The following is an 11,731-nucleotide window of genomic DNA, read 5'->3' on the forward strand; positions in this document are numbered from 1 at the left end:
CTTGCAGCTTGCGGCTTGTCGCTTGCCGCTTTATTGCGATTTCCTGACCCGCAGGTACCATTCCGACAGCAGGCGTACCTGCTTGTCGGTGTAGCCACGCTCCACCATCCGGGTGACGAAGTCGTTGTGTTTCTGTTGATCCTCCTTGCTGGCCTTGGCGTTGAAGCTGATGACCGGCAACAGGTCCTCGGTGTTGGAGAACATCTTCTTCTCGATAACCACCCGCAGTTTCTCGTAGCTGAGCCAGGTGGGGTTCTTGCCGTTGTTGTTGGCCCGGGCGCGCAGCACGAAGTTGACGATCTCGTTGCGGAAGTCTTTCGGGTTGCTGATGCCCGCCGGTTTCTCGATTTTTTCCAGTTCTTCGTTGAGCGCTACGCGGTTGAGGATTTCGCCGGTCTCCGGATCGCGGTATTCCTGGTCCTGGATCCAGAAGTCCGCGTACAGCACGTAGCGGTCGAAGATGTTCTGGCCGTACTCGCTGTAGGACTCCAGGTAGGCCGTCTGGATTTCCTTGCCGATGAACTCGATGTAGCGCGGCGCCAGGTATTCCTTGAGGAAGCGCAGGTAGCGCTCGCGGGTTTCAGCCTGGAACTGCTCCTGTTCGATCTGCTGCTCCAGCACATACAGCAGGTGTACCGGGTTGGCCGCCACTTCGTGGGGGTCGAAGTTGAAGACCTTGGACAGGATCTTGAAGGCGAAGCGCGTCGACAGGCCGTTCATGCCCTCGTCGACACCGGCGCTGTCGCGGTACTCCTGGATCGACTTGGCCTTGGGATCGGTGTCCTTGAGGTTTTCCCCGTCGTAGACCCGCATCTTGGAATAGATGTTGGAGTTCTCTGGCTCCTTGAGGCGTGAGAGCACGGTGAACTGCGCGAGCATCTTCAGGGTGTCCGGGGCGCAATGGGCCTTGGCCAGGGAACTGTTGAACAGCAGCTTGTCGTAGATCTTCACTTCGTCGGTCACGCGCAGGCAGTACGGCACCTTGACGATATAGATCCGGTCGATGAAGGCCTCGTTGTTCTTGTTGTTGCGGAAGGTGTGCCACTCCGACTCGTTGGAGTGAGCCAAGAGGATGCCGGTGAACGGAATCGCCCCCAGGCCCTCGGTGCTGTTGTAGTTGCCTTCCTGGGTCGCGGTCAGCAGCGGGTGCAGGACCTTGATGGGGGCCTTGAACATCTCGACGAATTCCATCAGGCCCTGGTTGGCCCGGCACAGCGCCCCGGAATAGCTGTAGGCATCGGCGTCGTTCTGCGGGAACTCCTCGAGCTTGCGGATATCCACCTTGCCCACCAGGGCCGAGATGTCCTGGTTGTTCTCGTCGCCAGGCTCGGTCTTGGCCACGGCGATCTGGTTGAGGATCGATGGATACAGCTTCACCACGCGGAACTGGCTGATGTCGCCACCGAACTCCGACAGGCGCTTGGTCGCCCAGGGCGACATGATGGTGTTCAGGTAGCGCCGTGGAATGCCGAAGTCTTCCTCCAGGATGGCGCCATCTTCCGTGGCGTTGAACAGCCCTAGTGGCGACTCGAAGACGGGCGAGCCCTTGATGGCGTAGAAGGGCACCTTCTCGATCAGTTGCTTGAGCTTTTCGGCCAGGGACGATTTACCGCCGCCAACCGGGCCCAGCAGGTAGAGGATCTGTTTCTTCTCTTCCAGGCCCTGGGCGGCATGGCGGAAATAGGAAACGATCTGGTCGATGCATTCTTCCATGCCATGGAAGTCTTCAAAGGCCGGATAGCGCCGGATCACTTTGTTGGAAAAGATTCGCGACAGCCTCGAGTTGGTCGAGGTGTCCAGCAGCTCGGGTTCGCCAATGGCCAATAGCAGGCGTTCTGCGGCCGAGGCATAGGCGCTGCGATCCTTCTTGCACAGTTCGAGGTATTCCTGCAGGGAAAACTCTTCCTGGCGCGTGGATTCGAAGCGTTGTTGGAAGTGGCTAAAAATACTCATGACGTCACCTCGCTCGATACGTGGAGCCGGCCGCGGATCAGTCAGTCAAGTGCTGGCATGCAACTGATGAAGTTCCAGTTGCTGTTTACCCCCCAGAACACTTTCAAAGCTATCGAGCTTGAAAGCTAGTACCGATGACCCGCTCGCCGGTGTACCGGCTCTCCCCTGATTTGGATGGCCTGTGGCTAAGGATAGTTCGGAATCGCAGAGGTCAAGGCGAGATGGCGGATTAGTTACACGCTACCGTTCGTCTGGTGGCGCGTCAGCCCACGTAGTACGCGGGCTAGAGCGGTGGAAAAAAATTATTCGGCGTTGTCCCGGGCGGTTTCCGCAGGATAGGTGCTGCGCCACAGCTCGAAACCGCCATCGAGGCTGTAGACGTCGGAGAAACCCTGGCTGACCAGGTAGGCCGCAGCGCTCTGGCTGGAGTTGCCGTGGTAGCACACCACCACCAGCGGGGCGTCCAGGTCGGCGTTGCGAATGAAGTCCGAGATGGAGTGGTTGTCCAGGTGCAGCGAACCGCTGATGTGGTTCAGGGCGTAGGTTTGCGGGTCACGGATATCCACCACGACGGCGCCTTGTTCGCGCAGGGCCTGGGCCTGTTCTGGAGGGATGCGTTTGAATTCGCTCATGGCGGACTCCTGGGTTGGGTCGGCGCCGTCTAGGCGACGGGCGGGGTAGGGATGGGGGCGGGTGCTGCATGGCCATGGGCATCGCAGTCGCAGGTCAGGCGCAGGCCGGTATCGAGGTTCATCAGGGTCATGGAGCCGCCCCAGACACAACCGCTGTCCAGGGCGAAGACGCCCGGTTCGTTGCACTGGCCTTCCAGGGCCGCCCAGTGGCCGAAGATGATCTTCAACTCCCGGGTCTTGCGTTCCTTGTGGCTGAACCAGGGGGCATAGCCGGCAGGCGCGGTATCCAGGCCCTCCTTGGTCTTGAGGTCGAGCTTGCCGTCGCTGGTGCAGAAGCGCATGCGCGTGAAGTAGTTGGTGATGACCCGCAAGCGGGTGACACCCTTGAGCTCGCTGTCCCATTTCGCTGGGTCGTTGCCGTACATGCCGTCCAGGAAGGGCTCGAAGAGGTTGTCGTCACGCAGTGCCTGCTCGACTTCCGCTGCGTACTTGAGCGCCTTCTTCAAGGACCATTGCGGAGCGATGCCGGCATGCACCATGGCGACGTTGCGGGTTTCGTCGTAGTGCATCAGCTGCTGCTGGCGCAGCCATTGCAGCAGTTCCTCGCAGTCCGGGGCTTGCAGGATTTCGCGCAGGGTATCGGACTTCTTCAGGCGCTCGATATTGCGCCATGCGGCCAGCAGGTGCAGGTCGTGGTTGCCCAGTACGCAGACCAGCGACTCACGGATGGAGTAGAGATAACGCAGGGTCTCCAGGGACTGTGGGCCGCGATTGACCAGGTCGCCGACCAGCCACAGGCGGTCCCGGGTGGGGGCGAAGTCTACCTGCTCCAACAGGCACTGCAGCGGTTCCAGGCAGCCTTGCAGGTCGCCAACGGCGTAGGTTGCCATCAGTGCAGTGCCCCGGGGACCGCGAGGCGGAAGGGCGCGATGATGGCGTCGAACTGTTTGCCGTCCTCGGCCAGCATCTGGTAGCTGCCCTGCATGTTCCCGACCTGGGTGGTCATGACTGTGCCGCTGCTGTAGGTGTGGCTCTTGCCGACGGCGATCAACGGTTGCTGGCCAACCACGCCGGCACCGCGTACCTCTTCCACATGCCCGTCGCCATCGGTGATCACCCAGTGCCGGGACAGCAACTTGGCTGGCAGCAGGCCGTTGTTCTGCACGGTGATGGTGTAGGCGAAGGCGAAACGGTTGTGCTCGGGTTGCGACTGGTCTGCCAGGAAGCGAGTGACGACGCTGACGTCGATCTGATAGCGGGGATCGGACATGCAAAGGGCCTTTAAAGCAAAGCGGGGCGCGGGACAGGATTGACGCAGGTCAGTCTAGGTCAAGTAGCGGGTAGGACACCAGACATCCTGGTTGGCGTCCTACCCGCTGGCGCTGGGTGGGGTTGCTCAGCTGGTGGGCTTGGCCTGGTCGGCCAGTTGGTCGGCCAGGCGCACGAACGCGGCCAGGTCCAGCTGTTCAGGGCGCAGGCTGCCGTCGACGCCGGCGGCTTCGATCTCGGCATTGCTCAGGAGGGCCTTGAGGGTGTTGCGCAGGGTCTTGCGACGCTGGTTGAAGGCTTCGCGAACGATGCGTTCCAGCAACCGATGGTCCTTGGCCGGGTGCGGCAGCACTGCGTGGGGTACCAGGCGCACGATTGCCGAATCGACTTTCGGCGGCGGGTTGAAGGCGCCAGGGCCGACATTGAACAGGTGTTCCACGCGGCAGTGGTACTGGACCATGATCGACAAGCGACCCCAGTCGCCACCGCCTGGGCCGGCGGCCAGGCGCTCCACCACTTCCTTCTGCAGCATGAAATGCATGTCGCGGATCAGGCCCGCGTTGTGCAGCAAATGGAAGATCAGCGGCGTGGAGATGTTGTAGGGCAGGTTGCCCACCACCCGCAGGCTGCCTGGCGCGGCACCCAGGGTGTTGAAGTCGAACTTCAGGGCATCGCCCTGGTGCAGCTTGAAGTTGCCGCGGCCAGCGAACTGCTGGTTGAGGATCGGCACCAGGTCCTTGTCCAGCTCCACCACGTCCAGTTGCGCGCCGCTGCCCAGCAGGCCCTCGGTGAGGGCCCCCTGGCCCGGGCCGATTTCCAGCATGCGGTCCTGGGGCTTGGCGTTGATGGCCCGCAGGATGCGGTCGATGACGCCGGCGTCATGCAGGAAGTTCTGACCGAAGCGCTTGCGCGCCCGGTGTTGGTATTGCTCGCTCATATACGGTTCTCGGCCATCTGGTAGGCGGTTTCCAGGGCGACCTGCAGGCTGCCGGTATCGATCCTGCCGCTGCCGGCCAGGTCCAGTGCGGTGCCGTGGTCGACTGAGGTGCGGATGATCGGCAAGCCTAGTGTCACGTTGACGGCAGCGCCGAAGCCTTTGTACTTCAGCACGGGCAGGCCCTGGTCGTGGTACATCGCCAGCACTGCATCGCAGTGCTCCAGATATTTGGGGGTAAACAGAGTGTCGGCCGGCAGCGGACCGCGCAGGTCCATGCCTTCTTGGCGCAGACGCTCCAGGGTAGGTTCGATGATGTCGATTTCTTCGCGGCCCAGGTGGCCGCCTTCGCCGGCATGGGGGTTGAGCCCGCAGACCAGGATTCGCGGCTGGGCGATGCCGAACTTCTGTTGCAGGTCGGCATGCAGGATCCGCGTGACCCGTTCCAGGCGCTCGGGGGTGATCGCATCGGCGATATCCCGCAGCGGCAGGTGGGTGGTCACCAGTGCCACGCGCAAGCCGCGGGTGGCCAGCATCATGACCACCTGCTGGGTCTGGGTCAGGTCCGCGAGGAACTCGGTATGCCCGGAAAAGGCGATCCCGGAATCGTTGATCACGCCCTTGTGTACGGGAGCGGTGATCATCCCGGCGAAGCGACCGTCCAGGCAACCCTGGCCGGCACGCGTCAGGGTCTGCAGGACGAAGGCGGCATTGGCCTGGTCCAGTTGGCCGCTGGCTACGGGTTTACCCAGGGGGGTATCCCAGACATAGAGGCTGCCCGCTGCTGCCGGAGCATCCGGCAAGTGCTCCGGGTCCACCGACAGTAGGGTGACGGCCACTCCCAGTTGCGCGGCCCGCTCGAGGAGCAGGTCGCGGCTGGTAATGGCAATCAGGGGGTGGGGCTGGGGTTGCGAGGCGAGCAGCAGGCATAGGTCGGGGCCTATACCCGCCGGCTCGCCGGGTGTCAGGGCGAAGCGTGCGGGTTTCACTGTGCCGCCTGTTCAGCGCCAGGCAGCTTGATTTCAACGTAGGCCTCGTCGCGGATCTGCCGCAACCAGGTCTGCAGCTCTTCGTCGTACTTGCGGTTACGCAGGACGGTCATGGCTTGCTGCTCGCGGGCCTGGCTGGTGCTGTCGGTGGCGCGACGGCCAAGGACTTCCAGTACATGCCAGCCATAAGGGCTCTTGAACGGCTTGGACAGCTGGCCCTGCTGGGTCTTGGCCATCACTTCGCGGAACTCCGGCACCAGGGCGTTCGGGTCGATCCAGTTGAGGTCGCCACCGTTGAGTGCCGAGCCCGGATCTTCCGAGTAGCTCTTGGCCAGTTCGGCGAAGTCTTCACCGGCAGTGATGCGCTCGTAGAGCTTCTGCGCCAGGCGCTTGGTCTCTTCTTCGCTACGGATCTCGCTAGGCTTGATCAGGATGTGGCGCACATGCACTTCGTCGCGCACCTGGTTGCCACCGCCACGCTTGTCCAGCAGCTTGAGGATGATGAAGCCGCCAGGAGTACGAGCCGGCTGGGTGATGTCGCCAACCGACATCGCGCTCAGTTCACGGTCGAATGGAGGTGGCAGTTGTGCGGCCTTGCGCCAGCCCATGTCACCGCCTTCCAGGGCGTTGTCGCTGCCGGAGCGGGCGATGGCCAGCTGGGCGAAGTCGGCGCCCTGCTTGAGCTGCTGGTACACCTCCATGGCCTGGCGGGCAGCGCCCTGGATGGCTTCGGAGCTGGCGCTTTCCGGAGTCGGGATCAGGATGTTGGCCAGGTGCAGTTCTTCGGAGAGCTGCATCTTGCCCAGGTCCGAGGCGAGGAAGTTCTTCACTTCCTGCTCCGATACCTGGATGCGCTCGGCCACACGGCGTTGGCGCACGCGGCTGATGACCATCTCGCGGCGTACCTGCTCGCGGGCATCTTGATAAGACAGGCCGTCACGGGCCAGGGCGGCACGGAACTGCTCGACGCTCATGTTGTTGCGCTGGGCGATGGTACCAATGGCCTGGTTCAGTTCTTCGTCGGTGATGCGGATACCGGAACGCTCGCCGATCTGCAGTTGCAGGTTCTCGACGATCAGGCGCTCCAGTACTTGCTGTTCCAGGACGCTGGCAGGGGGCATGCCGCCGCCGCGCTTGGCGATGGTCTGCTGGACTTCGTTTACCCGCTGGTCCAGCTGACTCTGCATGACCACGTCGTTATCGACGATGGCCACGACCTTGTCGAGGGACTGCACCGCGGCGCTGGCCGCAGTGCTCAGGAACAGCGCGCCCAGCATCAGCGGGCGCAGACAATCAGAAAGCTTGGTCTTCACGTTCACGATAACCTTGGATGCCTTTGTCGAGGAAGCTCTCTACTTTGGTGCCCATGACGCCACCGAGACCCTTCAGAACAATTTGGAGGAAGATGCCGCGGTCGCCTTTTTCGTTCTCCGGGGCGTTCTGACTGAATTCGTCATACTTGACCCAGTAACGGTTGATCAGGCGCAGTTTCCAGCAGCAGTTGTCGTATTCGAAACCACCGAAGGCCTCGAGCGTGCGGTTGCGGTTGTAGTCGTACTGCCAGCGGCTGATCAGGTTCCACTGCGGCACGATCGGCCAGATGGTCGAGAAGTCGTGCTGCTGGATCTTGTAGTAGTCCTTCACGTAGCCGGGTTGGCCCGGGGTGCCATAGTCGCCACCCATTTTCCAGGAACCGCTGTTCTGGTCGTAACGGATCTGGTCGTTGCGATAGCGATAACCGACGTTGACCACCTTGTTCGGGTTGTCTTCAGGCTGGTAGTGGAACATCGCGCTGCCGGAGCGCGGGCTATGGCTATCCGGGTCCCAGTTGTACTCGGCGGTGGTGCGCCAGTCGCGATTGAAGCGATATTCATACTCGAGTGCGTAGGGCGATACGTTGGATGTCGCATCGTCACGGGTTCGGTAGTCGATACCTGGCAGCTGGACGGTGCGATCCTTGAAGTACAAGGCCTGGCCGACGCTGATGCGCTGGCGCTGGAAGCCGTTGTCTTCGATCCAGCGGCTGGTCACACCCAGGGACAGCTTGTTCTCGTCGCCGACACGATCGGCACCGCTGAAGCGGTTCTCGCGGAACAGCGAGGAGTAGTTGAAGGTCGGCTCGCCGGTATCGAATACCGGAATGTCCTGCTGATCCTTCTCCGGAACGTAGAGGTAGAACATCCGCGGTTCCAGGGTCTGGCGATAGTCCTTGCCGAACCACTGGGTGTTGCGGTCGAAGTACAAGCCGCCGTCGATACTGGCGATCGGTACGCCGCGGCTCTGCGAGCTGCTGTAATCGCCGCCAACGTAGCGAGTACCTTTGAGGGCTGCATTTTGGCGCGCGGTGATGATGCCCTCTTTGCCTTGGGCATCCAGGTCAAGGTTGTAGCGGGTGTACATGTACTTGAGCGATGGCGTCAGGTAGCCATAGCTCCAATTCAGCGGCAGGCTGACACCAGGCTTGAGGTTCAGGCGATCACCATTGGCACGGTCCAGGCCGGAGACGTTGGCATCCAGCCGGCGAGTGCCGTAGGTGTTGGTAACCGGATCGAAAGGCCCGCCATCCTTGTCGAAGTAGTTGCCGTTGCGCAGGCTGCGGTCGAAGCGCACCAGTTCGGTTTCGTAGGTGAAGTCCAGGCCCTGCGGATGGAAGGGCAGGGCACCATTGAAGGTAATCTGTGGCAGCTTGTCGTACGGAGTGATGTTGGACACGGTCGCCAACTGATACGCCTGCACGTTGAGGCGTGCGGTGTAGTCGTCGCCGCGGTAGGTCACCGCACCTTGCTGGTTGACGTAGTCGACACTCTTCACGCCGATCTGGTCGGTTTCCAGGTCCTGGAAGTAGTACGGGTCGCTGATCTTGGTGTAGTCGACCTCGGTCATCAGGCGCGAATCGAGTCCACCCTTGTGTTGCCAGTTGAGCAGGTAGCGGGTTTTCTCGGAGTCGGTCTGCTTCCTGCGATCGTCGCTCTCGTCGTTCAGGTACGCCGCGCCGAACTGGCCCTCGCTGCTCTTGGTCAGGTAGCGGAACTCGCCTTCCATGAGCAGGCCGCGCTTGGCCATGTAGCGTGGGTACAACGTGGCATCGTAGTTCGGGGCCAGGTTGAAGTAGTACGGGGTGACCAGCATGAAGCCGGTGTCGCTGCTGGTGCCGAAGCTCGGCGGCAGGAAGCCGGACTGACGGCGATCGTCGATCGGGAAATAGATGTACGGGGTGTAGAGAACCGGGAAGTCCTTGACCCGCAGGGTCACGTTGGTCGCGGTACCGAAGCCGGTCGCCGGGTTCAAGGTGATGTTGTTGCCCTTGAGCTGCCAGGCGTTGCTGTTCGGTTCGCAGGTAGTGTACGTACCATCCTTGAGGCGGATGATGGCGTTTTCCGCCCGCTTGGCATACAGCGCACTGCCGCGAACCCGCGACTTGTGCATCACGTACTCGGCGTTGTCGACCTTGGCCTCGCCAGTGTCGAGCTGGACGTCGGCGTGGTCGCCGACCATCAGCGTGCCGTTGTCGCGGATGCGCACGTTGCCGCTCAGTTCGCCGCGGTTCTCGGCCTGGTACAGGTTGGCCTCGTCGGCTTCGACCTGCATGCTGCCCTGGCGCATGACCACGTCGCCGGCGAGGGTCGCCACCTGTTGTTCCTGCTGATAACGCGAAGCCTTGGCGCCGATGAAGGTCGGTGCGTCACTTTTCTTCGTCTTGTCATTCATGCCAGGACGAATCGGTTCGATATAGGAACCAGAGCAGTAAGGACCGGTCTCGGCCAGTTGGGCGGCAGTGAGCTGCTCACGCGGTACCCAGTCGAGATGGCTGTAGTCCGCGCTGCGGGACTTCAGGCCACGACCCTTGGCTTCGGTCACCAATACTGGCTTGTCGCCAGCATCTTGCGCCGCACCGCTGTCGGTGGCGCCGCTGGAGGTGAGCGAGTTGGCGTCGTGGACCGGGCGCGGCGGCAGTTGGGCTGCACTGGTCTTGGGGGCACAGGCCCAGCCGCCGGTAGCGGAGACCGAACAGTCGTACTGTTCCGCGGCGACCACGAAGGAAGTGGCTAGAGGTTGCAGGGCCAGCAAACCGCCGGTGACCAGCAACGGGAATTTTTTACGAAACGCGGGGGATTTCAATGCCATCTTATTAGTCCGGGCTTCCTGCGTGCCATCTGCCCGCGGTGTTGGGCCGCACGCCTCTCGATGGTCTGAAAAAGATGCTGGATAATAAAGCATGACCCGCTTGACGGCTAGGGCCGTCGGAGACCCTTGTAATGCCTGACCAAGATGTACGCTTGCAACACCTGAAAGTTTGGCTCGATGAACAGTTGGCGATTGTCTATGCAGCACAGGGCTGGGGTGAAGTGCCCCCGGCTACCTTGGTCGCGGCCAGCAGCGACGCGAGTTTCCGCCGTTATTTCCGTTGGCAGGGCGCAGGCCGCAGCTTTGTGGTGATGGATGCCCCGCCGCCCCTGGAGAACTGCCGGCCCTTCGTGGAAATCGCCGGCCTGTTGGCGACTTCCGGTATCAATGTGCCGAAAATTTTTGCCCAGGACCTGGAGCGCGGCTTCCTGTTGCTCAATGACCTGGGTAGCCAGACCTACCTGGATGTAATAAACGAAGACAATGCCGACGGGCTGTTCGAAGACGCATTGCAAGCGCTGCTGGCCTTCCAGCAGTTGCCCATGGATGCCCCCTTGCCCAGCTACGATGTGGCCCTGCTGCGCCGCGAGCTGGAGCTGTTCCCGGAGTGGTACGTCGGCCGTGAGCTGGGCATTACCCTTACCGCCGAGCAGCGCCAGCAATGGCAACGGGTCAGCGACCTGTTGATCGACAGCGCCCTGGCACAACCCAAGGTTCTGGTCCATCGCGACTATATGCCGCGCAACCTGATGCTCAGCACGCCGAACCCGGGGGTGCTGGACTTCCAGGACGCGGTCTACGGCCCGGTGACCTACGACATCACCTGCCTGTTCAAGGACGCCTTCCTCAGCTGGCCAGAATCGCGCGTGCGGCTCTGGCAGGAAAACTACTGGACCCGCGCCCGGGCGCTGGGCATTCCGGTCCAGGAGGATTTTCAGGAGTTCCTGCGGGCCAGCGACCTGATGGGCGTGCAGCGCCACCTCAAAGTGATCGGGATCTTCTCGCGCATCTGCCACCGCGACGGCAAGCCGCGCTACCTGGCCGATGTCCCGCGATTCCTGGCTTATATAAAAGCGGTGCTGGCCCGTCGGCCTGAATTGTCGGAGCTGGCGCAACTGCTGTTCAGCTTGAGCCAGCCGGCAGGAGCCCAGGCATGAAGGCGATGATCCTGGCGGCGGGCAAGGGCGAGCGCATGCGCCCGTTGACCCTGACCACTCCCAAGCCCCTGCTGCCGGTGGCCGGCGTGCCTCTGATCGAATACCACCTGCGGGCCCTGGCGGCCGCAGGTTTTCGCGAGATCGTCATCAATCATGCCTGGCTTGGCCAGCAGATCGAGGATGCCCTGGGCGACGGCCAGCGCTGGGGCCTGAGCATCCGCTATTCGGCGGAAGACCAGCCGCTGGAGACCGGTGGCGGGATCTTCAAGGCCTTGCCGTTGCTGGGCGACGAGCCCTTCCTGGTGGTCAATGGCGATATCTGGACCGACTACGATTTCGCCAGCCTGCGCCGGCCCCTGGATGGCCTGGCCCACCTGGTGATGGTCGACAACCCGCCGCACCATCCCACCGGTGGCGACTTCTGCCTGGAAAACGGCCTGCTGCACGACGGCCAGCCGGGCGCGCCGACCCTGACCTACAGCGGTATCTCGGTGCTGCATCCTCGCCTGTTCCAGCACTGCGCCGCCGGCGCCTTCAAGTTGGCGCCGCTGTTGCGCGAGGCCATGGCCCGGGGCCAGGTCAGTGGTGAGCACATGCGCGGCCAATGGGTCGATGTGGGAACCGTCGAGCGTCTGGCGCAGGTCGAGCACCTGCTGCAAGCGGGGCGCTGAC

The 11,731-nt window shown here is 62.3% G+C and carries 10 protein-coding genes; 2 read left to right on the plus strand and 8 right to left on the minus strand.

The genetic code is table 11. The annotated features are described in order from the left end of the window. Positions 1-30: 30 nt before the first annotated feature. From GDH07_RS28635 to GDH07_RS28670, 8 genes are all read right to left on the minus strand, one after another. Complete coding sequence (locus GDH07_RS28635; RefSeq protein WP_011063831.1) at positions 31-1,953, minus strand: PrkA family serine protein kinase; 1,923 nt, start codon at positions 1,951-1,953, stop codon at positions 31-33. Between the two features lie 302 nt (positions 1,954-2,255). Next, on the minus strand, positions 2,256-2,585 hold the full coding sequence (gene glpE / locus GDH07_RS28640; protein ID WP_022641427.1) for a thiosulfate sulfurtransferase GlpE: 330 nt from the start codon (positions 2,583-2,585) through the stop codon (positions 2,256-2,258). Between the two features lie 29 nt (positions 2,586-2,614). Next, positions 2,615-3,475, minus strand: coding sequence for a symmetrical bis(5'-nucleosyl)-tetraphosphatase (locus tag GDH07_RS28645; RefSeq protein ID WP_152899554.1), 861 nt, complete (start codon positions 3,473-3,475; stop codon positions 2,615-2,617). Next, the gene (gene apaG / locus GDH07_RS28650) at positions 3,475-3,855 is read right to left on the minus strand and encodes a Co2+/Mg2+ efflux protein ApaG (RefSeq protein ID WP_022641425.1); all 381 of its coding nucleotides are present in this window, start codon (positions 3,853-3,855) and stop codon (positions 3,475-3,477) included. Before apaG ends, GDH07_RS28645 begins: the two co-directional genes overlap by 1 nt. A 126-nt stretch (positions 3,856-3,981) precedes the next feature. Beyond that, positions 3,982-4,791 (minus strand): 16S rRNA (adenine(1518)-N(6)/adenine(1519)-N(6))-dimethyltransferase RsmA, encoded by an 810-nt coding sequence (rsmA, locus tag GDH07_RS28655; protein ID WP_152899555.1) that lies wholly within the window; start codon positions 4,789-4,791, stop codon positions 3,982-3,984. Next, a complete protein-coding gene (gene pdxA, locus GDH07_RS28660) occupies positions 4,788-5,777 on the minus strand; it encodes a 4-hydroxythreonine-4-phosphate dehydrogenase PdxA (protein ID WP_085599136.1) in 990 nt (329 codons plus the stop codon). The genes rsmA and pdxA overlap by 4 nt, the downstream gene beginning before the upstream one ends. After that, a complete protein-coding gene (surA, locus tag GDH07_RS28665; RefSeq protein WP_157836821.1) occupies positions 5,774-7,090 on the minus strand; it encodes a peptidylprolyl isomerase SurA in 1,317 nt (438 codons plus the stop codon). The genes pdxA and surA overlap by 4 nt, the downstream gene beginning before the upstream one ends. Continuing rightward, entirely contained in the window at positions 7,071-9,902 is a 2,832-nt protein-coding gene (locus GDH07_RS28670; RefSeq protein WP_152899556.1) for an LPS-assembly protein LptD, read from the minus strand. The genes surA and GDH07_RS28670 overlap by 20 nt, the downstream gene beginning before the upstream one ends. Positions 9,903-10,033: 131 nt before the next feature. Between GDH07_RS28670 and GDH07_RS28675 the strand changes: the two genes are divergently transcribed. Together GDH07_RS28675 and murU are read left to right on the plus strand one after the other, a co-directional pair. Further along, on the plus strand, positions 10,034-11,059 hold the full coding sequence (locus tag GDH07_RS28675; RefSeq protein WP_152899557.1) for an aminoglycoside phosphotransferase family protein: 1,026 nt from the start codon (positions 10,034-10,036) through the stop codon (positions 11,057-11,059). Continuing rightward, positions 11,056-11,730 carry an N-acetylmuramate alpha-1-phosphate uridylyltransferase MurU gene (murU, locus tag GDH07_RS28680; RefSeq protein WP_152899558.1) on the plus strand — a complete coding sequence of 225 codons (675 nt, stop codon included), beginning with the start codon at positions 11,056-11,058 and terminating at the stop codon, positions 11,728-11,730. The genes GDH07_RS28675 and murU overlap by 4 nt, the downstream gene beginning before the upstream one ends. Position 11,731 lies beyond the last annotated feature (1 nt).

This window comes from Pseudomonas piscis (genome assembly GCF_009380155.1).
In the GTDB taxonomy this organism is placed as follows: Bacteria; Pseudomonadota; Gammaproteobacteria; order Pseudomonadales; family Pseudomonadaceae; genus Aquipseudomonas; species Aquipseudomonas piscis.